Annotated in this window: 26 protein-coding genes (1 of these 26 only partly in view); 21 read left to right on the forward strand and 5 right to left on the reverse strand. The window is 69.8% G+C overall.

The genetic code is table 11. The features are described from left to right. The 12 genes from FOB47_RS23305 to sugE all read left to right on the forward strand — a co-directional run. A protein-coding gene (locus FOB47_RS23305) for an AMP-binding protein (RefSeq protein ID WP_174782201.1) crosses the window boundary here: on the forward strand, positions 1–1,580 show its 3' portion. The gene continues 112 nt to the left of window position 1, outside the view; only the last 1,580 of its 1,692 coding nucleotides appear in the window; its start codon lies off the left edge, out of view; its stop codon occupies positions 1,578–1,580. Positions 1,581–1,676: 96 nt separating this feature from the next. Then, positions 1,677–2,081 carry a DUF488 domain-containing protein gene (locus FOB47_RS23310; protein ID WP_174782202.1) on the forward strand — a complete coding sequence of 135 codons (405 nt, stop codon included), beginning with the start codon at positions 1,677–1,679 and terminating at the stop codon, positions 2,079–2,081. Positions 2,082–2,235: 154 nt separating this feature from the next. After that, positions 2,236–3,486: a nucleoside recognition domain-containing protein gene (locus FOB47_RS23315; RefSeq protein WP_053822692.1), complete on the forward strand. Its 1,251-nt coding sequence runs from the start codon at positions 2,236–2,238 to the stop codon at positions 3,484–3,486. 414 nt (positions 3,487–3,900) lie between these two features. After that, positions 3,901–4,185, forward strand: a complete 285-nt coding sequence (locus FOB47_RS23320; RefSeq protein WP_053822693.1) for a DUF1488 family protein — start codon at positions 3,901–3,903, stop codon at positions 4,183–4,185. Between the two features lie 123 nt (positions 4,186–4,308). Next, complete coding sequence (gene paaA / locus FOB47_RS23325) at positions 4,309–5,346, forward strand: 1,2-phenylacetyl-CoA epoxidase subunit PaaA (protein WP_174782203.1); 1,038 nt, start codon at positions 4,309–4,311, stop codon at positions 5,344–5,346. A 42-nt stretch (positions 5,347–5,388) separates the two neighbouring features. Further along, on the forward strand, positions 5,389–5,676 hold the full coding sequence (paaB, locus tag FOB47_RS23330; RefSeq protein WP_006579224.1) for a 1,2-phenylacetyl-CoA epoxidase subunit PaaB: 288 nt from the start codon (positions 5,389–5,391) through the stop codon (positions 5,674–5,676). 12 nt (positions 5,677–5,688) lie between these two features. Then, on the forward strand, positions 5,689–6,537 hold the full coding sequence (paaC, locus tag FOB47_RS23335; protein WP_244959372.1) for a 1,2-phenylacetyl-CoA epoxidase subunit PaaC: 849 nt from the start codon (positions 5,689–5,691) through the stop codon (positions 6,535–6,537). A gap of 33 nt (positions 6,538–6,570) precedes the next feature. Beyond that, complete coding sequence (paaD, locus tag FOB47_RS23340; RefSeq protein WP_174782204.1) at positions 6,571–7,170, forward strand: 1,2-phenylacetyl-CoA epoxidase subunit PaaD; 600 nt, start codon at positions 6,571–6,573, stop codon at positions 7,168–7,170. Positions 7,171–7,227: 57 nt separating this feature from the next. Beyond that, positions 7,228–8,316: a 1,2-phenylacetyl-CoA epoxidase subunit PaaE gene (paaE, locus tag FOB47_RS23345; protein WP_174782205.1), complete on the forward strand. Its 1,089-nt coding sequence runs from the start codon at positions 7,228–7,230 to the stop codon at positions 8,314–8,316. Positions 8,317–8,538: 222 nt separating this feature from the next. Next, complete coding sequence (locus FOB47_RS23350) at positions 8,539–9,330, forward strand: DUF1835 domain-containing protein (RefSeq protein ID WP_151023528.1); 792 nt, start codon at positions 8,539–8,541, stop codon at positions 9,328–9,330. Further along, positions 9,330–9,941, forward strand: a complete 612-nt coding sequence (locus FOB47_RS23355; protein ID WP_174782206.1) for a TetR/AcrR family transcriptional regulator — start codon at positions 9,330–9,332, stop codon at positions 9,939–9,941. The genes FOB47_RS23350 and FOB47_RS23355 overlap by 1 nt, the downstream gene beginning before the upstream one ends. Positions 9,942–10,086: 145 nt before the next feature. Next, positions 10,087–10,401, forward strand: coding sequence for a quaternary ammonium compound efflux SMR transporter SugE (gene sugE, locus FOB47_RS23360; RefSeq protein WP_053822697.1), 315 nt, complete (start codon positions 10,087–10,089; stop codon positions 10,399–10,401). 47 nt (positions 10,402–10,448) lie between these two features. On the opposite strand, the gene kefC is transcribed toward sugE, so the two are convergent. Next, a complete protein-coding gene (gene kefC / locus FOB47_RS23365) occupies positions 10,449–12,257 on the reverse strand; it encodes a glutathione-regulated potassium-efflux system protein KefC (RefSeq protein WP_174782207.1) in 1,809 nt (602 codons plus the stop codon). Next, positions 12,254–12,847 carry a glutathione-regulated potassium-efflux system oxidoreductase KefF gene (gene kefF, locus FOB47_RS23370; protein WP_244959373.1) on the reverse strand — a complete coding sequence of 198 codons (594 nt, stop codon included), beginning with the start codon at positions 12,845–12,847 and terminating at the stop codon, positions 12,254–12,256. Before kefF ends, kefC begins: the two co-directional genes overlap by 4 nt. 331 nt (positions 12,848–13,178) lie before the next feature. Here kefF and FOB47_RS23375 point away from each other — a divergent pair, with 331 nt between their 5' ends. Next, positions 13,179–13,877, forward strand: a complete 699-nt coding sequence (locus FOB47_RS23375; protein ID WP_053822700.1) for a GNAT family N-acetyltransferase — start codon at positions 13,179–13,181, stop codon at positions 13,875–13,877. 120 nt (positions 13,878–13,997) lie between these two features. Here the strand turns inward: FOB47_RS23375 and FOB47_RS23380 are convergent, their stop codons facing one another. The 3 genes from FOB47_RS23380 to FOB47_RS23390 all read right to left on the reverse strand — a co-directional run bounded on the left by FOB47_RS23380 (position 13,998) and on the right by FOB47_RS23390 (position 16,398). Further along, the gene (locus FOB47_RS23380; protein WP_006578900.1) at positions 13,998–14,489 is read right to left on the reverse strand and encodes an Lrp/AsnC family transcriptional regulator; all 492 of its coding nucleotides are present in this window, start codon (positions 14,487–14,489) and stop codon (positions 13,998–14,000) included. 210 nt (positions 14,490–14,699) lie between these two features. After that, positions 14,700–15,398 carry an EF-hand domain-containing protein gene (locus FOB47_RS23385; protein ID WP_151023526.1) on the reverse strand — a complete coding sequence of 233 codons (699 nt, stop codon included), beginning with the start codon at positions 15,396–15,398 and terminating at the stop codon, positions 14,700–14,702. Positions 15,399–15,612: 214 nt separating this feature from the next. Beyond that, on the reverse strand, positions 15,613–16,398 hold the full coding sequence (locus FOB47_RS23390; protein ID WP_226994780.1) for a type II secretion system protein N: 786 nt from the start codon (positions 16,396–16,398) through the stop codon (positions 15,613–15,615). A gap of 353 nt (positions 16,399–16,751) precedes the next feature. On the opposite strand from FOB47_RS23390, the gene gspG reads away from it, so the two are divergent. From gspG to FOB47_RS23430, 8 genes are all read left to right on the forward strand, one after another. After that, the gene (gspG, locus tag FOB47_RS23395) at positions 16,752–17,135 is read left to right on the forward strand and encodes a type II secretion system major pseudopilin GspG (RefSeq protein ID WP_231906342.1); all 384 of its coding nucleotides are present in this window, start codon (positions 16,752–16,754) and stop codon (positions 17,133–17,135) included. 33 nt (positions 17,136–17,168) lie between these two features. Beyond that, positions 17,169–17,681, forward strand: coding sequence for a GspH/FimT family pseudopilin (locus FOB47_RS23400; RefSeq protein ID WP_174782208.1), 513 nt, complete (start codon positions 17,169–17,171; stop codon positions 17,679–17,681). Beyond that, the gene (gene gspI, locus FOB47_RS23405; RefSeq protein ID WP_053822703.1) at positions 17,678–18,106 is read left to right on the forward strand and encodes a type II secretion system minor pseudopilin GspI; all 429 of its coding nucleotides are present in this window, start codon (positions 17,678–17,680) and stop codon (positions 18,104–18,106) included. The genes FOB47_RS23400 and gspI overlap by 4 nt, the downstream gene beginning before the upstream one ends. Next, positions 18,084–18,767 (forward strand): PulJ/GspJ family protein, encoded by a 684-nt coding sequence (locus FOB47_RS23410; protein ID WP_053822704.1) that lies wholly within the window; start codon positions 18,084–18,086, stop codon positions 18,765–18,767. The genes gspI and FOB47_RS23410 overlap by 23 nt, the downstream gene beginning before the upstream one ends. Next, positions 18,764–19,792, forward strand: a complete 1,029-nt coding sequence (gene gspK, locus FOB47_RS23415; RefSeq protein ID WP_390884882.1) for a type II secretion system minor pseudopilin GspK — start codon at positions 18,764–18,766, stop codon at positions 19,790–19,792. Before FOB47_RS23410 ends, gspK begins: the two co-directional genes overlap by 4 nt. A 295-nt stretch (positions 19,793–20,087) precedes the next feature. After that, a complete protein-coding gene (gspL, locus tag FOB47_RS23420; protein ID WP_174782209.1) occupies positions 20,088–21,554 on the forward strand; it encodes a type II secretion system protein GspL in 1,467 nt (488 codons plus the stop codon). Continuing rightward, positions 21,554–22,138 (forward strand): type II secretion system protein M, encoded by a 585-nt coding sequence (locus FOB47_RS23425; protein ID WP_174782210.1) that lies wholly within the window; start codon positions 21,554–21,556, stop codon positions 22,136–22,138. Before gspL ends, FOB47_RS23425 begins: the two co-directional genes overlap by 1 nt. Next, entirely contained in the window at positions 22,138–22,968 is an 831-nt protein-coding gene (locus FOB47_RS23430; RefSeq protein ID WP_174782211.1) for a type II secretion system protein N, read from the forward strand. The genes FOB47_RS23425 and FOB47_RS23430 overlap by 1 nt, the downstream gene beginning before the upstream one ends. The last annotated feature ends 3 nt before the right edge of the window (positions 22,969–22,971 follow it).

Raw genomic sequence — 22,971 nt, forward strand, 5'->3', positions numbered from 1 at the left:
ACGCGGAAGCCGTCGTCTTCCGCGAACAAGGCATCCGCTGGACCTGGCGCCAGTTCAGCGAGCAGGTCGACCGCCTGGCCACCGGCCTGCTGCAGCGCGGCATCGCGCGCGGAGACCGCGTCGGCATCTGGTCGCCGAACCGGCAGGAGTGGCTGGTGACCCAGTTCGCGACCGCCCGCGTCGGTGCGATCCTCGTCAATATCAATCCGGCCTACCGGCTGGCCGAGCTCGAGTACGCGCTGAACAAGGCCGGTGTCCGGATGCTGATCACCGCCGCGCGCTTCAAGTCGAGCAACTATATCGAGATGCTGCAGAAACTGGCGCCGGAACTGGCCACCAGCCAGCCGGGCGCGCTGCGCGCGGCACGGCTGCCCACGCTGCAATGGGTGGTGCGCATGGGCGAGGAAGAAACCGCCGGCATGGTCCGCTATGCCGAAGTGCTGTCCACGCCGGATACCGCCCGGCTGGACGCCATCGGTTCGGCGCTCGGCCCGCACGACCCGATCAATATCCAGTTCACCAGCGGGACCACCGGCAACCCGAAGGGCGCCACGCTGACGCACCACAACGTGGTCAACAACGGCCGCTTCGTGGCGATGGCGATGCGGCTGACCGAGCGCGATTCGCTGTGCATTCCGGTACCGCTGTACCACTGCTTCGGCATGGTCCTGTCGGTGCTGGCCTGCGTCAGCGTCGGCGCGCGCATGATCTTCCCCGGCGAAGCCTTCGACCCGCTGGCGACCATGCAGGCGGTGCACGACGAACGCTGCACCGCGCTGCACGGGGTGCCGACGATGTTCATCGCGCAGCTCGACCATCCCGACTTCGCCCGCTTCGACTTCACCTCGCTGCGCACCGGCATCATGGCCGGCGCACCGTGCCCGATCGAGGTGATGAAGCGCGTGGTCAAGGACATGCATATGGCGGAAGTCACCATCGCCTACGGCATGACGGAGACCAGCCCCGTCTCCTTCCAGAGCGCGACCGACGATCCGCTGGAAAAGCGGGTGGCGACGGTCGGCCGCGTCCAGCCGCATCTGCAGTGCAAGATCGTCGACGAAACCGGACAGGTCGTGCCGGTCGGCGCCACCGGCGAGCTGTGCACCCGCGGCTATTCGGTGATGCTGGGCTATTGGGAGGATGACGCGCGCACGCGCGAGGCGATCCGCGACGGCTGGATGCATACCGGCGACCTGGCGACGCTCGACGAGCAGGGCTATTGCAATATCGTCGGCCGGGTCAAGGACATGGTGATCCGCGGTGGCGAGAACCTCTACCCGCGCGAGATCGAGGAATTCCTGTTCCGCCATCCGAAGGTGCAGGCAGTGCAGGTATTCGGCGTGCCCGATCCGAAGTATGGCGAGGAGCTGTGCGCGTGGATCGTGCTCAAACCCGGGCAGAGCGCGACCGAGGACGAGATCCGGGAGTTCTGCCGCGACCAGATTGCCCACTACAAGATCCCGCGTTATGTTCGTTTCGTCGACGACATGCCGATGACGGTCACCGGCAAGGTGCAGAAGTTCGTGATGCGGGAAGCGATGATCCGCGAACTGGGGCTCGAGCCGGCCGCGACTGCCTGACACTTCGTCGATGCCGTGGCGGCGGGCGGGTCTTCGTTACCCGCCGCCGCGCCGGCCGCCCGCACCGCACGCATCGCCAAGACAGGAGCGCCCGCCATGGCCGTCCACATCGTCAGGCTCGGAACCCCACGCAGCGCCGGCGAGGGCCTGCGCATCGGCACCGTGCGCAGGCCGCCCCGCGGCGTGCCGCGCGGCGAATACGCGAGCCGGGACTACTACGATGTCTGGTTCCCGCTGCTGTCGCCCTCTGCGGAACTCGTTGCCGAGGCCAGGCACGCGCAGCAAGACCAGGACGACAAGGCCTGGCGCCATTTCGAACGGCGCTTTCAGGCCGAGATGGCGGAGCCGGAGGCCAGCCGCACGCTGGACCTGCTGGCCGCGCTGTCGCACCAGACCGATTTCGCGATCGGCTGCTATTGCGAGGACGAACAGCGCTGCCACCGCTCGATCCTGCGCAAGCTGCTGGCCAGGCGGGGCGCGGCCCTTGCCCAGGCTGTCTAGCCACCGACCGATTGAAGAGGCCGCCGCGCCACAGGTCTCGGCAAGCGGCGCGCTATGATAGGCGCCTTGCGCGACACGCGCCCATCCTTGCGGCCCCACCCCGGAGCCGTGCGTCCGTTCTGTCCCGTCCGCCCGCAAATTTGCCACCACGCCCATGGCATTGAACCTGGTCTGGCTGTCCTTTTTCCTGTCCGCCTTTGCCATCGGCTGCGTGCGGCTGGCGCATGGCGATACCGCGATCTTTCCGGCCATGCTGGCGAGCCTGTTCGACAGCGCCCGCACTGCCTTCGAGATCTCGTTGAGCCTGGCCGGCATCATGGCGCTGTGGCTCGGCATCATGCGGATCGGCGAGCGTGGCGGCGTGGTGCAGGGCTTTGCGCGCGTGGTCAATCCGGTACTGCGTCACCTGTTCCCCGGGGTGCCGCAAGGCCATCCTGCGCAGGGCGCGATGATGATGAACGTTTCGGCCAATATGCTGGGGCTCGACAACGCCGCGACGCCGCTCGGCCTGAACGCGATGCGGGAGCTGCAGACGCTGAACGACAAGCCCGACACCGCGACCGATGCGCAGATCATGTTCATCGTGCTTAATACGGCGGGGCTGACGCTGATTCCGACCTCGGTGATCGCCATGCGGCAGGCGGTCGCGCTGAAGCAAGGGCTGGTCGGCTTCAATGCCGCCGACATCTTCCTGCCGACGCTGCTGGCAACCGGCGTGTCCTGCCTGGCCGGACTGGTCGCGGTGGCGTGGACCCAGCGGCTCAATCTGTTCAAACCCGCCATCCTCGGCACGCTGGTGGCCATCGTGGCCGCGCTAGGCGGTCTGGCCGTCTGGCTGCGCCACGCGCCGGCGCCCCAGGTCGACACCGTGACCGCCCTGGCGGGCAGCATCTTCATCCTTGGCCTGATCGTGCTGTTCCTGCTGTGCGGAGCGGTGCGGCGGGTCAACGTCTACGAGGCCTTCGTCGACGGTGCCAAGGAAGGCTTCGGCGTGGCGGTGCAGATCATTCCTTATCTGGTCGCGATCCTCGTCGCGATCGGGCTGTTCCGCGCCAGCGGCGGCATGGACTGGCTGATGCAGGCGCTGGCGGCCGGCATTGCGGGCCTCGGACTGAACACCGACTTCGTGCCGGCGCTGCCGGTCGGCCTGATGAAGATACTGTCCGGCGCCGGGGCCCGCGGCCTGATGGTCGACGTGATGACGACCTACGGCGTCGACTCCTTCCAGGGCAAGCTGGCGGCGATCATCCAAGGATCGACCGAAACCACCTTCTATGTGCTGGCCGTCTATTTCGGCAGCGTCAATGTGCGTCGTACTCGGCACGCGCTGGGCTGCGCGCTGTTTGCGGACGCGGTCGGGCTGGCCGCCGCCATCGGCATTGCCTACCTCTTCTTCCATGGATGACCTGGGTTGCCCTCGCTCGGGGACAGATAACCGTTGCGTCGATGCAACGAAACTGGGGCGAATCGGGCTCACCGATGCCTTTTTCCTATGCGAGCCTTGGTGCGTCGCAACAAGCCGCGTATAGTGAAGTCTGTCTCCTCCACCACCTCGGTGGATTCCAGCCCGCGCACAACCTGCGCGGGTTTTTTTTCGTCCACATCTTGCTGCGCCCGAACGAAAGCAGCCTGCCTGGGCTGGTGGAACGTTGCTGCAATGCAGCAGGCCGCGGCGCGAAGAAGTAAGCGGGCGCTCGCTCCCGGAGGCTCGGCGCGAGCGTGAGCATGGAGCCGCCGGCGGCCGAGGCGCCCGGCTGGCGTGTGCCGCCCGATATCCTAGAATGGTCGTGACCCCCGTCTCTTTCGGCCGAGGCACGCCATGCCTGAGATCCTGTTTCCCAGCAGCGTCCCCACCTACTGCGCAGCCAGCCTGACGCTGTCGTGTCCCGCCACCGTCAACGGTCAACCGTCCCGTTATTCGATCACCGCCGAAGCGCTGGAGTCGCATTTCGGCGCGCGCTCGCCGCGCGAGGAAGACCTGGTACGCGCGTTCACCGATCATCGGCCGCGCATCGAAAGCATCGCGCAGTCGCTGTTCGAGATGACCCGTTCGCGCAACATCGTGCTGCGCAGCGGGCACGTGCGCTTCGTTCCCGAATCCTGATTGCGGGCCCAAACCGGCGCGATCCCGGCACGTCCGCCAATTAATTGACCGAACGGTCGGTTTATATATAATGCTTCCTACCGCCCGGCCTACGCACGGCCGGGACCCGCCAGAGGAGGCGCTATGTACACCCAAAGCCTGGATCTGCCCCAACAGCCGCTGCCGGCCGACACGCAGCGCCCGGCCAGCGAAGGCGCGAGCCCCATCGACGATGCCGAGGCGCAGGCCGCGTTCGACGCGCGCCTGGCCGCGGACGGCAAGATCGAGCCGCAGGACTGGATGCCGGCGGCCTATCGCAAGACGCTGGTCCGCCAGATTTCCCAGCACGCGCATTCCGAAATCATCGGCATGCTGCCCGAGGGCAACTGGATCACGCGCGCGCCGTCGCTCAAGCGCAAGGCGATCCTGCTGGCCAAGGTGCAGGACGAAGGCGGCCACGGCCTCTATCTGTATTCGGCGGCCGAGACGCTGGGCACTTCGCGCGACGAGATGGTCGACGCCCTGCATCGCGGCAAGGCCAAGTATTCGTCGATCTTCAACTACCCGACGCTGACCTGGGCCGACGTCGGCGTGATCGGCTGGCTGGTCGACGGCGCCGCGATCATGAACCAGATCCCGCTGTGCCGCTGCTCCTACGGTCCGTATGCGCGGGCGATGATCCGCATCTGCAAGGAAGAGTCGTTCCACCAGCGCCAGGGCTTCGACGCGCTGCTGGCGATGATGCGCGGCACGGACGCGCAGCGCGAGATGGTGCAGGATGCGGTCAACCGCTGGTGGTTTCCGGTGCTGATGATGTTCGGCCCGCCCGATGTGGCGTCGACCAACAGCGCGCAGACCATGGCCTGGGGCATCAAGCGGATCTCCAACGACGATCTGCGTCACAAATTCGTCGATGCGACGGTCGAGCAGGCCAAGGTGCTGGGCGTCACGCTGCCGGACCCCTGCCTGCGCTGGAACGAGGAACGCGGCCACTACGACTACAGCCCGCTGGACTGGGACGAGTTCTGGCGGGTCATCAACGGCGACGGCCCATGCAACCGCGAACGTCTGGCGACGCGCGTCAAGGCGCACGAGGACGGCGCGTGGGTACGCGAGGCCGCGCTGGCCCACGCCGCCAAGGTGGCGCAGCGCGAGGCGGCCCAAGACCGCGCAGCGGCCTGAGCCCGAGCGCTCCAGCAAGCCGCCCGACAGGAGACCACCAAGATGACGCAAAAGGAATGGCCGCTGTGGGAAGTGTTCGTCCGCAGCAAGCAGGGCCTGGAACACAAGCATTGCGGCAGCCTGCACGCGGCCGACGCGCACCAGGCGCTGCGCATGGCGCGCGACGTCTATACACGGCGCCAGGAAGGCGTGTCGATCTGGGTGGTGCCGTCGTCGGCGATCACCGCCAGCGTGCCCGACGAGAAGGCGGAGCTGTTCGACCCGATGGCCGACAAGATCTACCGGCATCCGACCTTCTATCAGCTGCCCGATGAAGTCAACCATATGTAACAAGGGCCGCGCATGACCGCCACGCTCAGTCCCACTCCCTCACTGCTGTCCAACCTGCCGCTGGCGCGCACCGCCGGCTGGCAGTACGTGCTGCGCCTGGCCGACAACGCGCTGATCCTCGGCCAGCGCAACGCCGAGTGGTGCGGCCACGGCCCGGTGCTGGAAGAAGACATCGCGCTGGCCAATATCAGCCTGGACCTGATCGGCCAGGCGCGCCTGCTCTATGCGCGCGCCGGCGAACTGGAGGCCGAGCTGACCGGCCGGGCGCGCCATGAGGACGACTACGCCTACTGGCGCGGCGAGCGCGAATTCCGCAACTGGACGCTGCTGGAGCTGCCGCACAGCGGGCCGCTGGCCGGCACCGCCTCGTCGGACCGCGACTACGCCGTCACCATCGTGCGCAACTTCCTGTACAGCGCGCTGATGGTCGAGCTTTGGGGCGCGCTCGAAGGCAGCCGGGATGCCGGCCTGGCGGCGATCGCCTCGAAGTCGATCAAGGAAGCGCGCTACCACCTGCATCACGGCGCCGACTGGCTGGTGCGGCTGGGCGACGGCACCGACGAATCGCATCGGCGCACCCAGCGGGCGCTGGACCATCTGCTGCCCTATATGAACGAATGCTTCGCGCCGGATCCGGTCGAGCAGGAAGCGGCGGCGCAGGGCATCGCGGTCCCCACCGCGCAACTGCGGCCGGCCTGGCAGGAGACCGTCGAGCAGACCGTGGCCGAGGCCACGCTGACGCTGCCCCCGATCACCGGCTTCGTGTCGACCGGCAAGCAGGGCCTGCACTCCGAGCATATGAGCTACCTGCTGGCGCAGATGCAGAGCCTGGCGCGCGCCCATCCCGGCGCGCACTGGTAACGCCTGACGCCGCGCGCCTCGAGGCCGAACCCCATGCCAGCCACGCTGACCCACTCCGATACCCGCGTGCATGCGCTGCCCGCCGATGCCGACGCGCCGGCGCACGCCGCCCGCGTGGCCCGCGCGTGGACGGTGCTCGAAGCCGTGCCCGATCCCGAGATCCCCGTGGTGTCGATCCGCGATCTGGGCATCCTGCGCGAGGTGGCGGTCGCCGATGACGGCGCGCTGCAGATCGTAATCACGCCCACCTATTCAGGCTGCCCCGCGATGGCGGAGATCGCCGAGGACATCGGCCGCGCGCTCGACCGGGCGAACCTGGGCCCGTGGCAGATCCGCACGGTGCTGGCGCCGGCGTGGACCACGGACTGGATCACCGCCGAAGGCCGCGACAAGCTGCGCGCCTACGGCATCGCGCCGCCGGCGCGCTGTGCGGACTCGGGCGTGCATACCCGGCCGCTGCGCTTCGTGCCGCGCCACCGCGCCACGGGCGCCCGGGCTTCCGACACGGTGGCCTGCCCGCATTGCGGCAGCGCAGACACCGAGCCGCTGTCGCAGTTCGGCTCGACCGCGTGCAAGGCGCTGTACCGCTGCCGGGCCTGCCGCGAACCGTTCGATTACTTCAAACCGTACTAGCCCACCGGAACACCGGGCCGTCCGCCGCGTGCCGCGGCCCATCGTCCCCTCGCCGCCATGACCCCTCAGTTCCATCCGCTGCGCGTGGCGCAGGTCCGCCCCGAAACCGCCGACACCGTGTCGGTCGCCTTCGAGGTCCCGCCCGACTTGCGCGATGCCTATCGCTTCAAGCAGGGACAGTTCCTGACGCTGCGCACGTCGATCGACGGCGAGCAGGTGCGGCGCTCGTATTCGATCTGCTGCGGCGTACAGGACTACGACGAACGCGGCGAGCTGCGCGTCGCGGTCAAGCGGGTCGACGACGGGCTGTTCTCGAACTTCCTGCACGACGCGGTGGTGCCGGGCCACACGATCGACGTGATGACGCCGGACGGCCGCTTCCATGTCCCGCTCGACCCCGAGGCGGCGCGCCACTACGTCGCCTTCGCCGCCGGCAGCGGCATCACGCCGGTGATGTCGCTGATCCGGACCACGCTGGCGGTCGAGCCGAACAGCCGCTTCACGCTGGTGTACGGCAACCGCAATGTCGACAGCATCATCTTTGCCGAGGCGCTGGACGACCTGAAGAACCAGTACCTGTCGCGCCTGACGCTGTACCACGTGCTGTCGCGCCAGCCGCAGGAAGTCGACCTGCTGCACGGCCGGCTGGACCGTGCCCGGGTGCAGGCCTTTCTCGAGACGCTGATCCCGGTCGACGACATCGACGCCGCCTTCGTCTGCGGCCCGGCGTCGATGATCGACGACGTCGAGGCCGCGCTGAAGGACGCCGGGCTGGACCCGCACAAGATCCACGCCGAGCGCTTCGGCGTGCCGTTGGCCCAGCCGCGGCGCCAGCCCGTCAAGGCGACCACCGACGAGGCCGGCACCGCGCAGCTGGTGGTGGTGCTCGACGGCAAGCAGCACGCGATGCGCATCCCGCTGCAGGACGCCAACGTGCTGGACACCGCGCTGGCAGCCGGTCTGGACCTGCCCTATGCCTGCAAGGGCGGGGTCTGCTGCACCTGCCGCGCCAAGGTGCTCGAGGGCAAGGTCGAGATGGAGAAGAACTACACGCTCGAGCCGTGGGAGATGGACAAGGGCTTCGTGCTGACCTGCCAGGCGCGGCCGCTGACCGAGCGGGTGGTGGTCAGCTACGACGAGCGATAGGCCGATCGCGACGGCATCGGGACGGCGCCACGCTGCGCGCGCGGGCGCACGCACCGCCGCCGTCGCCCAGTGATGCATGGTTAAAATGGCCGCTGCCTGACACGGGGCGCCGGACCGGATGCGGAACGGACGCCCGCGCCGCTGGCCCGCCTACCGCGCCAGTCCTGGCCGCCGGGCATGCGCGGTGCTGTTGAGCCGTCTTCTCCATATACAATCACGGCCATGCAATACATCCACGTCGTCAACGGTGACATGGCGGGCAACACGCTGCGCCAGGCGCTGGCGCAAGCCGCCCGTCCGGACCCCGTCGTCGTACTGCGCGACGACCTGGCCGTCGGCCCGATCGCCGACGTGGACAGCAGCGGCCTGATCCGCTCCGGCTTCTGGCAGCGCGTGGCCCCGCACAGCGAGATCGACTTCGCCGCGGAGATGCGCCAGGCGCTCGACCAGCTGCAGGGCCTGCGCCAGAGCGAGCCCGAGGTCGCGATCTGGCACGGCCAGAGCGCCTCCGACCAGCTGATGCTGCGCCGGGTCGTATTCCACCTGTACCAGAGCCCGCAGCGGATCAACGAGGTCGCGATGGACAGCCGCGAGCTCGACGGCACCACCCAGGGCAACCTGACCGCGATCGGCATGTATCCGGCCGCCCGGCTGGCGCGCCGCTTTTCCACCATCGCGCCGGTCTCGGTGCTGCGCCTGGGCCGGCTCGGCTACGAGTGGCAGCAGAACGTCAAGGAAAACGCCGACGTGCGGCTGTGGAAGGGCAATACGCTGGTGCCCGCGGCCTACCACACGGTCGACGAGGTGATCCTGGAGCGCGCGCCGCTCGAATGGACACCGGCGGCCCAGGTGGTCGGCAGCGTGATGGGCGCGATCGAAGGGCTGCTGGCCAGCGACTGGTTCGTGTTCTGGCGCTGCCGCGAACTGATCGGCGCCGGCCAGATGGTGCTGCGGGGCAATGCCGATTCGCTGCAAAGCTGCGAGCTGCGGCGCAATCTGGCGGCCGATTCCTGATGGCCCGTACCAAGGCGCCCGACTTCGAGGCCCAACGCGAGCAGATCCTCGAACTGGCCGCGGCGGCGTTTGCCGCCAGCAGCTATCCGAGCACGTCGATGGCCGACCTGGCCGCGGCCTGCGGCACCTCGAAGGCGCGCCTGTACCACTACTACGAGAGCAAGGAAGCGATCCTGTTCGACCTGCTCGATCGCTACACGCGCCGGCTGATGCTGATCGTCACCGAGGTCGAGGCCGAGGCGGAGCGCCAGGGCCACAGCGAGCGCGACAGCTTCGCCAACCTGATCCGAGCCTTCCTGGCCGAGTACGAGACCTCGCAGACCCGGCATATCGCGCTGATCAACGACGTCAAGTTCCTCGCGTCCGAGCAGCGCGACATCATCCTGAAGCGCGAGCGCGATGTGGTCGCGGCGTTCTCGCGCCAGTTGCGGCGCGCGTACCCGGAGCGGGTCACGCGCGAGAACCAGACCGCGCTGACGATGACGGTGTTCGGCATGATCAACTGGACCTTCACCTGGCTCAAGCCGGGCGGCAAGCTGTCCTATGCCGACTTCGCCGAGATGGTGATCGAGCTGCTGGCGGGCGGGCTGCCGGGACACGCGCGTCCCTGACATCGCGGCGTTGCCACGCTAGAATGCCGCCTGCGCCGGGGACGACCCCGCGCCGCCGCGGCAAGCCCTTCGGCTTCGATTCGAATCGCGCGGCGCCCGACCAACCGGGGACGGCCCCGATGCCTCGACACCATCGCAGCCCATCATGCCCTGGCTCTACGTTCTGCTCGCCGGCCTCACCGAAATCGCCTGGGCCACCGGCCTCAAATACTCCGAAGGTTTTTCCCGCCTGTGGCCATCGGCTTTCACCATCGTCACGATGGTGGTCAGCTTCTGGCTGCTGTCGCTCGCGATGCGCGCGCTGCCGCTCGGCACCGCTTATGCGGTCTGGACCGGCATCGGCGCAGTCGGCTCGTTCGCGGTCGGCATCCTGCTGTTCGGCGAATCGGCCAGCTTCTGGCGGCTGTTCAGCGCCGGCCTGGTGCTGGCCGGCATCGTCGGCCTGAAGCTGTCGTCGTAACCCGGGCCGCAACCGGGGCGGCGGGGCGCGGCGCCCCCGGTGCCGGATCACGACCACTCGGCCTCCTCGCGCCGGCGCCGCTGCTCGCGGTCCTGCCTGAACATCTCCTCGAGCTCGTCGCGCGCCTGCCGCGCCAGCGACACCATCGTCTTCTGGTCGGTGTAGTGCGGGTAGAAGCGGTCGATCGCGGCGATGTTGTGGCGGCGGAATTTCATCGCGGCCGCGCGCGCCTCGGCCGGGTCCAGCCCCAGGCCTTCGAGCACGCGCCGGCCCAGCATCAGCGAGCCCTCGAACATCTCGCGCTCGAACAGTTCGACGCCGCGGTCCTTCAGCAGATAGACGTGCGACACATGGCGGGCGCGCGCGTAGATCCGCAGATGCGGAAAGCGCTGGCGCACGCGGTCGATCAGCGCCAGGCTCTCGTCCATGCCGTCGACGGCGACCACCAGGATCTTCGCCTTTGCCGCGCCCGCGGCTTCGAGCAGGTCCATTCGCGTCGCATCGCCATAGAAGACCTTGAAGCCGAACTGCCGCAGGAAATCGATCTGGTCGGGGTCGTGGTCGAGCACCGTCACGCCGATGCCCTGCGCATACAGCAGGCGCCCGACGATCTGGCCGAAGCGCCCGAAGCCGGCGATCAGCACCGGGTTGTCCTGCGGCTCGATGGTCTCGTCCGCCCGCTGGCGCAGCTTGCCGGCCCGCGGCGCGACGATCTGGTCGTAGGCCAGCAGCAGCAACGGCGTGGTCACCATCGACAGCGCCACCACCAGCACCAGCAGCGCGGCCACGTCCTCCGGCAGCAGGCCGGCGGAGCGCGCCACGCCGAACACGACGAAGGCGAACTCGCCGGCCTGCGAGATCAGCAGCGCGAACAGCAGCCGCTGGCCGCGCGCGATCTCGAAGCGCGGCGCCAGCAGCCGCAGCACCAGCACCTTGGCGCCGACCACGGCGGCGACCATCCCCAGCACCTGCCACGGCTGCTGCGCCATCACGCCGAAGTCGATCGACATGCCGACCGCCATGAAGAACAACCCCAGCAGCAGCCCCTTGAAGGGTTCGATGTCGGCCTCGAGCGCGTGGCGGTATTCCGAATCGGCAAGCAGCACGCCGGCCAGGAAGGTGCCGAGCGCCATCGACATGCCGACCGCTTCCATCATCGCGGCGATGCCGACCACCAGCAGCAGCGCGAACGCGGTGAACATCTCGCGCATGCCGGTGCGGGCGATGAAGCGCAGCGCCGGACGGACCAGGTAGCGGCCGCCCACCACCACCGCGGCGATCACCGCCACCGCCTTGACGGCGCCGATCCATGCCTGGCCGTCGGCGGGCTGGGGGCCGTCGAGCGTCAGCATCGGCAGCAGCGCGATCATCGGGATCGCGGCGATGTCCTGGAACAGCAGGATGCCGAAGCTCGCCTTGCCGGCCGGCGTCGCGAACAGATTGCGCTCGCCCAGCGTGGCCAGCGCGATCGCGGTCGACGACAGCGCCAGCCCGAGCCCGGCCACCAGCGCGATTTGCCAGCTGGCGCCGAAGGCCGCGGCCAGCGCGCCGATCAGCAGCGCGCAGCCGGCCATCTGCAACGCGCCATAGCCGAAGATGGTCTGGCGCAGCGCCCACAGCTTGCTGGGCGCCAGTTCCAGGCCGATCACGAACAGCATCAGCACGACGCCGAATTCCGAGAAGCTCAGGATCGACTCGACGTCGGTGACCACCCGCAGCGCCCACGGCCCGATCGCCGCGCCCGCGAGCAGATAGCCGAGCACCGCGCCCAGTCCGAAACGGCGCGCCAGCGGCACGGCCACCACCGCGGCGACCAGGAACACCAGCACCACGCGCAACGCATCATGCGGATTCATGCGAGCTCCAGCCTGGCGGCGGTGCTTGCCGCGTTGGCCGCGTTTGCCGGACCATCGGCATCGCCGTGGCCGAGCGCGCCCATGACCTCGGCGATCACGCGCTGCACGCCGGACTCGTCGAGCCGGTAGGCATCGTGAATCACGATCGGGGGCCGCCAGGTCATGCCGCATTCCAGCGCCATCTGCTCCAGCGGCAACAGGAACGACGCCAGCGGATGGCGGTGCACGCCTTCCGGCGAATAGTCCTCCTCGGTGCCGCGCGTGCTGGCCACCACCAGGCAGGACTTGCCGCGCAGCGCGGTGCCGCCCGGGCCGTGGGCCCAGCCCCGCTCGAGCACCTCGTCCATCCATAGCTTCAGCAGCGGCGGCACGCTGAACCAGAAGGTCGGGAATTGCAGCACGACAGTGTCGGCGCAGGACAGCGCGCGCTGCTCGGCCACCACGTCGATGTCGTAGTCCGGATAGCGCGCATGGAGATCGCGCACCTCGACATCGGGCAGCGCGGCGAGCGCCTCGGCCAGCGGCCGGTTCACATGCGAGCGGCGGGCGCGCGCATTGGCATAGATCACAACGATGGGTCGGGCGGGCATGGTGCGTAGCGGGCGGTATCTGGAACGATGCGCCATCCCCGAGGAGGCCGCGGCGCGCTGTGGCGTTGCAACATTTCCACACCCGCGCGGCGCATCATCGAACAGCAAGCCCTTGATTTATAACGAGTTACACGGAAGTCAGCTGGACCATGCCGCGCTCTGCAACGCACCATGCTTACGCCAAACTGACAAATGCACTACAATACTTTTCGCGTTGCAGCAAGATAGGATTTGCCCCATCCATTAGGAAATCGCATTCGGATGGTCTACTTTGACAAGTCTGCTTGCCGCGATGTGACGTTTATACCCTGAATCGCCCAAGGAACAGAAAGTGAATCCGCTCGAACTGAGCAAGGCCGTCGGTGCCCTGACCGACGAAGATCTTCGCAAAGCAGCCGCTGCCTCGCAGGCCGCCCAGCGTCCGACCATTCTGGTGCGCGAGCTGGCAGCCCAGCATCGCTCGCGCCTGCTGAAGCATTTTCTCGCGCTCGGCGAGGAAGATCGCCTGCTCCGCTTCGGCCAGTCGGTGGGCGACCATGTGATCGAGGCCTATGTCGACAGCATCGACTTCGACCACGACACGGTGTTCGGCGTCTACGACGAACATATCGAGCTGGTCGGCGTCGGCCACTTCGCCAATCTGCGCGACAACGCCCAGGGCCGCGTGGCCGAGTTCGGCGTGTCGGTGTCGCAGAGCGCGCGCGGACGCGGCATCGGCAGCGCGTTGTTCGAGCGCGCCGCGATCCATGGCCGCAACACGCATGTGCGCACGCTGTACATGCACTGCCTGTCGCGCAATGCCGCGATGATGCACATCGCCAAGAAGGCCGGCATGAAGGTCCAGTACGCGTACGGCGAGGCCGACGCCTACCTGGAGCTGCCGCCGGCCGATACCGTCAGCCGCCTGACCGAGGCGATCGACGAACAGGTGGCGGACCTGGACTACGTGGTGCGCCGCAATCTGCGCGACGCGCGCCGCTTCGGCCAGCGCTTCTGGCGCTCGATCATGCCGCAAAAGAGCACGGCCTGACCGGCATCGACAGCCCGCCGACAGGAAAACGGCGCGCCGACTGGCGCGCCGTTTTTCATTTGGGAACCGCCCGCGGGACGGCGCGCGGGTGCTCGGCGCTCGGGTGCTCGGTGCTCGTGCTCAGCCGCCGATCACCGGCAGCGCCGTGGTGTCCTTGATCGATTCGAGCGCGAAGCTCGAACGCACGTCGATCACCGCCGGATGGGCCAGCAGCTGGTCCTTCATGAAGCGGGCGAAGTGGTCCATGTCCTCGACATAGACCTTCAGCAGCAGGTCCATCTCGCCGGTCATCGCATGGCAGGCGGCGACCTCGGGCCAGATCGCGATGGCGGCGCGGAACAGGTCCAGCGGCGCCTTGCCCTTGGGCGCGCCGCCGTGCTTCTCCAGGCGGACGTTGATGTAGGCCAGCAGGCCCAGCCCGATCTTGCCCGGCTCCAGCAGCGCCGCGTACTGCCGAATCACGCCGATCTCCTCGAGCCGGCGGATGCGCCGCAGGCAGGGGCTCGGCGACAGGCTGACGCGCTCCGCGACTTCGAGATTGGTCAACCGCCCGTTGGTCTGCAGTACCTCGAGTATCTTGCGGTCGATCTTGTCCAGCTCCACCTTGCTCACGATATTGTTGCTCCGCAATAAGACAGTCAGCAATTTTTTTGCGCAAATTTAGCAAGACGGGCACAAGGTTGCAATTTATTGTGAGTTGACGTGTCGTATCGCGGCGCCAGCGCGCAATGACAAAGCGCGCGGCCCTTTCGGACCGCGCGCTTTGCTGTCGGCGCTGCATCGACCTCGCCGCGTTGCCGCGGGAGGCCGGGAAGTGGCCGCTCAACCGCCTTCGGTCGACGGCACCGCCGGGTTGTTCGGCTGCGTGGGCGGCGTGCCGGTGTTGCCCACAGCCCCCGGTGCGCCGTGGATGCCGTGGTGGTGGCGGTGCATCCGCTCCATCCGCTGCATATGGACCTGGCGCATGCCGGCGCCGATTTCGTCGCGCGTCAGCTTGCCGTCCTTGTTCGCGTCGAGACGGTCATAGTGGCTCGCCATGCGCGGCATGCCGGCCTCGGCTTCCTGCTTGCTCAGCGCGCCGTCGCCGTCCTTGTCGGCGGCCTTGAAGCGCGCGTCGAAGCGTTCGCGCATCTGCTGGCGGTGCTGCTCGTGCCGGGCCTTGTGGTAGGCGCGCATTTCTTCCTTGTCGATCTTGCCGTCCTTGTTGGCATCGACGCGGGCGAACATCGCGTCGGCCTCGGCCTTCGAGATCGCGCCGTCGCGGTCGGTATCGGCCGCGCGCAGCGACATGCCGCCGTGGTGGCCGTGGTGGCGATGGTGACGGTGGTGATGCCCGTCGGCACGGTGACCCTTGTGTGCCGGCCCGGCTTGGGCCGCGGAGGCGGCGGCCTGCGGCACGCCCGGGAGGGCGGGGGCCGGCGCCTGGGTCTGCGCGATCGCGCTGCCGCCGATCGCCAGGAACACCGCCGAAGCGGCCAGGAACTGGTGAACAGGGCGCGGCTTGATGGTGTTTCGTGACATGTCTGTTTTCCTTGTTTCGGTCGACTGGTCGGATTGACCATGTACCGATTAGAACGCAGACGATGGCGGGAAGTTGGCCGGATTAATAGGATGTTACTCGGCTCACAGAATCGGCTCGGGGCTGTAAACGGCCGCAATACCGAAGCAATACAGCGTGGTACGAACGCGATACAGAAGCACGGGATACCGCTTCTTCGCGTCGTTCTTCGCCCATTCAGCCCTTGGACATCATCGCCGCGTCGTCGCCCTGATTCATGCCCGGGTTCATGCCGGGATTCACCGCGGGGTTCATGCCTGGATTGATACCGGGATTGACGGCGGGATTGACAGCCGGATTGGCCCCGGGATTGAAGCCAGGATTCGGCACCTGTGGCGGCGGAACCTGCCCCGCCATGCCGGGGTTCGGCGCCGTCGCGGGCGGCGGCTGATTCGCCGCGGGAGCCGCGGCGGGAGGTACGGCAGGCACCGGCTGCGTGGCCGGCGTCGACAGCGGCGCGGCCGCGCCCGACGGCGGGGTCGCCAATGGCGCCGGCGTGGCGCGCGGCGGCGTGCCGCGCGCCGCCAGCGGCCGGGCCGGCAGCGCGATGGTCTGGCGCGCGCCATTGCGTTCGATCACGACCGCGCGGTCGCGGATCTCGACCAGGCGGATCTGCTGCGACAGCGCGGCGCCGGCGCGCAACGCCTTCGGCGGACCGTTGTCGATCGACACCACCGCCGCCCCGCCGCCGGCCGGGTCGGCGATCACGCCGAGCAACTGCACGTCGCGCACGCCGGCCTGCGGGCTGCCGCCGAACAGCGTCGCGATGGCGCCGGTCTCGACCGCCTCGGTCTGCGCGACGCGGGCGGTCTTGGGCACGGGGATCGTATCCATCGCGCTGAACGTCAGCACCCAACGCGTCGCCAGCGCGCACAGCGCGACGAATAGCAGCAGCGTGGCGACGCGAGGCAGCCAGGCGGCGCCGGCATCGAAACGGAAAGCGGATGGCAGGGACAGTGGCACGAGATCGCGTCGGGCGGTCCGCGATGGGCCGCCGCAGGTTGTCGATGGCGGCAAGCGTAACAGAGCGTCATGTCGATTGTCTTGCGGCCCGCATGACGGCCGCCGCCCTCGCGAGGACAGCGGCGATGTCGGTGCCTGTCCGGTACCGAGGCGTCACAAGCCGCGGGTATACTGGACGACCATCCCACCGGTGCGCGACGCGGTCGCCGCGCCGGCTTCGACTCCGTCGACAACCTAGGCCTGAAAACCCGATGCGCAGAAACACTCCGTCCCGCTCCGCCCTCGCCCGAACCAGCCAATCCGGCGCCGCCCGCCTGCGCCGCCGCCGTGCCGGCTTCACGCTGATCGAGATCATGGTGGTGATCGTGATTCTTGGCGTGCTGGCGGCACTGGTCGTGCCCAAGATCATGAGCCGCCCGGACGAAGCGCGCATCGTCGCGGCGCGCCAGGACATTTCGTCGATCATGCAGGCGCTGAAGCTGTACCGCCTCGACAACAGCCGCTATCCGACCACCGAGCAGGGACTGGCGGCGCTGGTCACCCGCCCGACCACCGAGCCGATCCCCAACAACTGGAAGGGCGGCGGCTATCTGGAAAAGCTGCCGCGCGATCCGTGGGGCCAGCCGTACCAGTACCTGAACCCGGGCGTGCGCGGCGAGATCGACGTGTTCAGCTTCGGCGCCGACGGCCAGGCCGGCGGCAATGGCAACGACGCCGATATCGGCAACTGGGACTGACGGTCCCGCCGCCGGCCGACGCCCGTCTTCATCATGGCCACCGGCCCGCACCGCACCCAACGCTCGCATGCCGCGCCCCCGCCGCGCAGACGGTCACGCGGCTTCACGCTGCTCGAGCTGCTGGTCGTGATGGTGCTGGCCGGCATCGTGGTGTCGATGGTGGCGATCAACGCCACGCCCAATGAGCGCGGCCGCATCCTCGACGACGGCCAGAAGGTCGCCCGCCTGTTCGAACTGGCGCAGGAAGAGGCGCAGCTGCGCGCCCGGCCGCTGGCCTGGGAAGCCGACCCGCAGGGCTGGCGCTTCCTCGAGGCGACGCCGTCGGGCTGGATGCCTCTGCTCGACGACGTCTTCGCGCCGGGCCAGTGGCGGCTGCCGCTGGACCAGGTCGCGGTGACCGCCGGCGCCGCCGGCCAGGGCGGCGCGCGGCTGGTGTTCGGCCGCGAATGGATCGACGCCCCGCGGCAGCTGGTGCTGGTACGCGGCAATGTCCGCGTCGAGGTGACCGGCGACGGCACCGGCCGCTATTTCGCCAGCGCGCAATGATTCCGCACCGCCGCGCCCGCCTCCCTCGTGCGGGAACGCCCGGCCGCCGCCCGCGCGGCTTCACGCTGATCGAGGTACTGGTCGCGCTGACGATCCTGGCGGTCGCGCTGACCGCCGCGATGCGGGCGATGGGCTCGATGATCGAGGCCGGCGGCTCGCTGCAGCAGCGCATGCTGGCCGGCTGGAGCGCCGACAACCAGCTGGTCGCGCTGCGCCTGACCAAGACCTGGCCCGAACCCGGCACGCGCGGCGCGCCCTGCCCGCAGGGCGGCATCGCGCTCTATTGCGAGCAGACCGTCGCGCCGACCCCGAACCCCGCCTTCCGCCGCGTCGAAATCGCGGTCTACCCGTCGGCCGAAGACCGCTCGGTGCGGCTCGCCTGGCTGGTCACCATCGTTCCCAATGAAACGCGCAACCTGCTCTGAGGCGCGTGGCTTCACGCTGATCGAGATGCTGGTCGCCATCACGCTGCTGGCGGTGATGGCCGTGATGGGCTGGCGAGGTCTGGACGCGATGACGCGCGGCCGCGAACGCCTGGTCGACCACGACCAGCGGCTCGACGCGCTGAAGCTGCTGTACGGCCAGTTCCAGACCGATTGCGAGAACCTGGCCCGCCCCGAGGCGCTGCAGCAGAGCCCGGTCGAGCTCGAGGACGGCCGGCTGCTGCTGGTGCGCGATCGCCGCGAGCCGGGACTGCCCGGTGCGTGGCAGGTGGTCGCATACCGCGTCGAGAACGGCGCCGTGGTGCGCGCCGCCTCGCCGCCGCTGGACAACCGCCAGGGGGTGCAGGCGGCCCTGATCGCGCTGCGGCAGCCCGGCGGCGGCGGCGAGCTGGTGCGGCCGCTGGTGCCGAACGCGGAGGGACTGGCCGCGCGCGCCTGGGTCGAGCCGGGCGGCTGGCGCGATACCAGCGGCGAGCTGCGCGCGGCGCTGCGGATCGGGGCGGCCAGCGCGGTACCGGCCAGCAATGCGCAGATCGGCGTGCCGGCCGGCGCGCTGCGCGGGCTCGAACTGGTGGTGGTGGCGCGGATGGGCGACGGCGACACGCCGCGCCGCTTCGACAAGCTGTGCATGACGGGGCAATGAGCGCGATGAACGGCACCTTCCGCGCCCCTTCCGTGCGCCCGCGAGCCGGCCGCCACCGCGGCGCCGCCGTGGTCACCGCGCTGCTGATCGTCACGCTGGCGGTCGTCGTCGTGTCCGGTCTGCTGTGGCGCCAGCAGGTGCAGATCCGCTCGGTCGAGAACCAGCGGCTGGTGGCCCAGGCCGCCTGGATCGAACGTGCCGCGGTCGACTGGGCGCGGCTGATCCTGCGCGACGACCTGCGCCGCTCCAACGTCGACCATCTCGGCGAGCCATGGGCGGTGCCGATCGCCGAGACGCGGCTGTCTGACTTCCTCGGCGCCGCGCTGCGCACCGACCGCGCCGGCGAGACCTCGTTCCTGTCCGGCCGCATCCTCGATGCACAGGCCCGCTTCAATCTGCGCAACCTGGTCACCACCAGCGCGGGCGCCAACGGCGGCATCTCGGTGACCATCGACCCGGCCGGGCTCGCGGCCTATCGGCGCCTGCTGCGCGTGCTGGGGCTGAACCAGGGGCTGGCCGAGGCGACCGCGCGCTATCTGCTCGAGGCGGAGCGGGCCGGCGCCGGCCGCGCCGCGCCGCGGCCGCCCGACAGCCTGGCCGACCTGATGGCCATCCCCGGCTACGAGCCCGACATGCTGCCGGTGCTCGAACCCTTCGTCGACCTGCTGCCCGACCGCACGCCGGTCAACGCCAACACCGCCGATCCCGAGGTGCTGGCCGCGGTCATCGACAAGCTGCCGCTCGATCGCGCCCGCGAACTGGTACGCCAGCGCGACCGAGCCTATTTCAACAACGTCGGCGACCTGCAGACCCAGCTGCGGGCGATCGCGCCGCAGGCCGATGCCGGCGTCGGCACCGCGCTGGAGACGCGCTCGCACTACTTCCTGATCTACGGGCTGATCCGCCACGAGCGGGCGGTGCGGATGCAGGTCTCGCTGGTTCGGCGCGCGGCGATCCTGGGCAGCGCCCAGGCGACCCAGGTGGTCTGGACCCGCGACCTCGAGCGGATGCCGGAGCTGCGCTGATGGATGGGATGCCGATCGCCGCCGGCCGCCGCGAACGCGCAAACCGCCCGCACCGCGGCCTGCCGCACGTCCCCGAAACGGTTGACGCGAATCCGCCACAAAGGCAAGGTATGCTGATGCCTTGGCGGAAAGGCATTTACCGGCACCCGGCTATGCAAACGGCGATCGCTGCCGGCACAGCCGAGACCGGGCCGGACCAAGCCCTGGCATGGAACCGGGCCAGATTGCAGACGCGCCGCCACGCCGTCGACGATTCCGCCATCCATCTTCACTGCCGCGCAGTCCCAAGGAAACCTTGAGCACCACCCTGTTCGTCCGCCTGCCGCATCGCCCCCACGATCAACCGCAGCCCTGGCGCTTCGGGGCGATGCCGTTCGCGCTGGTGCGCGATGCCGTCGCCGCCCAGGGCCGGCGCGAGCGTGCGCCCGCCGCGGGCCATCTGCTGCGCGAGGGCCAGGCGCCGATCGCCGAGCTGCCGGCGGCCGACCGGCTGGTGCTGATCGTCGCCGCCGCCGACGTGCTGGTGACCACCGCCGCGGTGCCGCCGCTGGCGCCGAACCGGCTCAAGCTGGCGCTGCCGAACCTGGTCGAGGATTCGCTGGCAGCCGATGCCCAGGCCTGCCATATCGCGGTCGGGCCGGAGGCCCCGCAAGCCGCTGCCGATGCCAGCAGTGCGGCCGCCGCGGCGCGCGGTCCGCGCCGCCGCCTGCTGATGGTGACCGAGCGCGCCTGGCTGCGCGCGGTGCTCGACGCCTTCGCCGAGCATCGCCATCGCCGCCGCCATCTGCTCGCCGCACAGTTCTGCCTGCCGCTGCTGCCGGCGGCGGACCAGGCCGCCGCCGCGCACGCATCGAGCCCCGCCGGTCCCGCCGCGGCGCCCGAACCGGCCGCCCCGTCCCAGCCGTCGGAGCCGCCCGCCACGTTGGCGCTCGAGGCCGCCTCCAGCGCGCTGGCCGCCGCGGCCCCGCTGCTGGACGGGGAGGCGGACACCGGCCAGGCCGCGCCGGTCTGGCAGCTGACCGTGCGCACCGACCGCTATCAGGGCTACGGCCTGCTGCTCGGCGACGACGCACTGGCCGCCTGGCAGGCGCTGGCGCCGGCAGGCGTCTGGTACGGCGACCGCAAGGCCGCGGCGCTGCCGACGCTGAACTCGGTACGCCCGCTCGGCTGGCCGGTCTGGATCGAGGGAGCGCAAGCCGCGCTGCGCGAGAGCGCGCTCGATCTGGCGCAGTTCGACTTCGCGCAGGGCCGCGCCGACCGCTGGAACCTGCGCGCGTGGCGCGCGCCGCTGGCGCTGGCCGCCGCGCTGCTGCTCGTCCACCTGGCCGCGCTGAACATCCACTGGCTGATGCTGCGCGGCGAGCAGGCACGGCTGCAGCAGGCCCAGACTCAGCTGCTGCGCAGCGCCTTCCCGCGCATGCCGGTGGTGGTCGATCCGCCGCTGCAGATGCGCCGCCAGGTCGAGCAGCTGCGCCTGGCCAGCGGCCGCAGCACGCCCGACGACTTCCTGCCGCTGGCCGACCGCTTCGCCCAGGCCGGCCGTCAGCTGCCGCCGGACGCGCTGCTGGCGCTCGAATACCGCGGCAAGACCCTGCACGCGACGCTCAAACCCGGCACCGACACCAATGCGCTGCGCCAGGCCGCGCGCCAGGCCGGCCTGTCGATGGAAGAAGACCGCGCGCCGGCCGAACCCGCCCGTTCCGGCGGCGGCCCCGCGCCCGCCGGCTCGCGCTGGATCATCAAGCCCGGAGCGCTGTCGTGATGCGCACCACCACCTCCGCCGGCCTGGCGGCGAAGCTCGGCAAGCTGCGTCCGCGCATACCGGCACGCTGGCGCGAACAGGCCGAGGCCTTCTGGACCGCGCGCAATCCGCGCGAGCAGACGCTGCTGGCGGTCGGCGGCGCGCTGCTGGCGCTGACGATCGGCTACAGCGTGCTGTGGGAGCCCGCCGCCGAAGGCCGCGAGCGGCTGCAGAAGAGCCTGCCCGAACTGCGCGCCCAGCTGGCCGAGATGGAAACGCTGGCGCAGGAGGCGCGCGGCCTGTCGGCCAGCCCTGCGCCGGCACTGCGTGGCGAGGCGCTGGTGCAGGCGCTGCGCGACGGCCTCGCCCAGCACGGCCTGAGCGCCAGCCGCGTCGCACCGACCGGCGACAACACGATCCAGGTGCAGCTCGACAAGGTGCCGTTCGGCGCGGTGGCGGCCTGGCTGTCGGACGTGCGGCAGCAGCAGCGCCTGAAGGTCACCGACGCCCGCATCGTCTACGTCGGCGCCACCGCCATCGTCAACGTCACCGCCACCTTGCAGGGACCCGGGGCCGGCCCCGAGCGTCCGGGCGGACGCGGCTGATGGCGCGGCTGGAAGCGCTGCGCCTGCGGCGACGCGAGCCGCGGCCCGCCCGCCACCGCGGCCTGCTGCGCTGGACGCTGCTGGGCCTGGCCACGGTCGCGGTCACGATGATTGCCGCGCTGCCGGCCGCCTGGATCGCCGACGCGGTCGCCAGCCGCACCGAGGGCCGCGTACTGCTGGCCGATGCCGCCGGCTCGCTGTGGCGCGGCAGCGCCACGCTGGCGTTGTCCGCCGGCGCCGGCAGCCGCACCGCCACGGTGCTGCCCGGCCGCCTGCAGTGGCAGGTCGCGTTCTGGCCGCTGCTGACCGGCTCGCTGCGGCTGGTCGCCCAGCACACCGAGGCGATGCCGGCGCCGGTCACGGTCACGGTGACGCCGTCCGGCTGGCGCGCCCAGTCCGGATCGCTGCGGCTGCCGGCCTCGCTGCTCGAAGGGATCGGCGCGCCGTTCAACACGCTGCGCCCGGACGGCGCGATGCGGCTGGACTGGAGCGCGCTGGAGGGCCGTTTCCGCGCGGATGCGGACAGCGGCGGCCGGCCGGCCGGACTGTACGGCCACCTGACGCTTCGCATCGACCAAGTATCATCGGCCGTCAGCCGGCTGCGGCCGCTCGGCAGCTACCGCGCCGAGATCGACTGGACCGGCCCCACCGGCATGCTGCGGCTCTCGACCGTGGCGGGGCCGCTGCACCTGGAAGGCAGCGGACCGCTGGGCCGTCAGGCACGCTTCGAGGGCACCGCCCACGCGGACCCCGACGCCGCCAATCAGTTGGCCTCCCTATTGAGCCTGCTGGGAAGACGTGAGAACAATGTGACCAGGCTGCGCTTCTGATCC

The sequence above is a fragment of the Cupriavidus gilardii genome (assembly GCF_013347325.1).
Taxonomy (GTDB): domain Bacteria; phylum Pseudomonadota; class Gammaproteobacteria; order Burkholderiales; family Burkholderiaceae; genus Cupriavidus; species Cupriavidus gilardii.

Excerpts from the sequence above, each read along its gene's own strand:
- gspK (WP_390884882.1), top strand. The coding sequence starts at position 18,764 with ATGAGCGCGATGAACGGCACCTTCCGCGCCCCTTCCGTGCGCCCGCGA.
- paaC (WP_244959372.1), top strand. The coding sequence starts at position 5,689 with ATGACCGCCACGCTCAGTCCCACTCCCTCACTGCTGTCCAACCTGCCG.
- paaB (WP_006579224.1), top strand. The coding sequence starts at position 5,389 with ATGACGCAAAAGGAATGGCCGCTGTGGGAAGTGTTCGTCCGCAGCAAG.
- FOB47_RS23310 (WP_174782202.1), top strand. The coding sequence starts at position 1,677 with ATGGCCGTCCACATCGTCAGGCTCGGAACCCCACGCAGCGCCGGCGAG.
- gspI (WP_053822703.1), top strand. The coding sequence starts at position 17,678 with ATGATTCCGCACCGCCGCGCCCGCCTCCCTCGTGCGGGAACGCCCGGC.
- paaA (WP_174782203.1), top strand. The coding sequence starts at position 4,309 with ATGTACACCCAAAGCCTGGATCTGCCCCAACAGCCGCTGCCGGCCGAC.
- paaE (WP_174782205.1), top strand. The coding sequence starts at position 7,228 with ATGACCCCTCAGTTCCATCCGCTGCGCGTGGCGCAGGTCCGCCCCGAA.
- paaD (WP_174782204.1), top strand. The coding sequence starts at position 6,571 with ATGCCAGCCACGCTGACCCACTCCGATACCCGCGTGCATGCGCTGCCC.
- sugE (WP_053822697.1), top strand. The coding sequence starts at position 10,087 with ATGCCCTGGCTCTACGTTCTGCTCGCCGGCCTCACCGAAATCGCCTGG.
- kefC (WP_174782207.1), bottom strand. The coding sequence starts at position 12,257 with ATGAATCCGCATGATGCGTTGCGCGTGGTGCTGGTGTTCCTGGTCGCC.
- FOB47_RS23315 (WP_053822692.1), top strand. The coding sequence starts at position 2,236 with ATGGCATTGAACCTGGTCTGGCTGTCCTTTTTCCTGTCCGCCTTTGCC.
- FOB47_RS23350 (WP_151023528.1), top strand. The coding sequence starts at position 8,539 with ATGCAATACATCCACGTCGTCAACGGTGACATGGCGGGCAACACGCTG.
- FOB47_RS23400 (WP_174782208.1), top strand. The coding sequence starts at position 17,169 with ATGGCCACCGGCCCGCACCGCACCCAACGCTCGCATGCCGCGCCCCCG.
- FOB47_RS23410 (WP_053822704.1), top strand. The coding sequence starts at position 18,084 with ATGAAACGCGCAACCTGCTCTGAGGCGCGTGGCTTCACGCTGATCGAG.
- FOB47_RS23385 (WP_151023526.1), bottom strand. The coding sequence starts at position 15,398 with ATGTCACGAAACACCATCAAGCCGCGCCCTGTTCACCAGTTCCTGGCC.
- kefF (WP_244959373.1), bottom strand. The coding sequence starts at position 12,847 with ATGCCCGCCCGACCCATCGTTGTGATCTATGCCAATGCGCGCGCCCGC.
- gspG (WP_231906342.1), top strand. The coding sequence starts at position 16,752 with ATGGTGGTGATCGTGATTCTTGGCGTGCTGGCGGCACTGGTCGTGCCC.
- FOB47_RS23425 (WP_174782210.1), top strand. The coding sequence starts at position 21,554 with ATGCGCACCACCACCTCCGCCGGCCTGGCGGCGAAGCTCGGCAAGCTG.
- FOB47_RS23320 (WP_053822693.1), top strand. The coding sequence starts at position 3,901 with ATGCCTGAGATCCTGTTTCCCAGCAGCGTCCCCACCTACTGCGCAGCC.
- FOB47_RS23355 (WP_174782206.1), top strand. The coding sequence starts at position 9,330 with ATGGCCCGTACCAAGGCGCCCGACTTCGAGGCCCAACGCGAGCAGATC.
- FOB47_RS23430 (WP_174782211.1), top strand. The coding sequence starts at position 22,138 with ATGGCGCGGCTGGAAGCGCTGCGCCTGCGGCGACGCGAGCCGCGGCCC.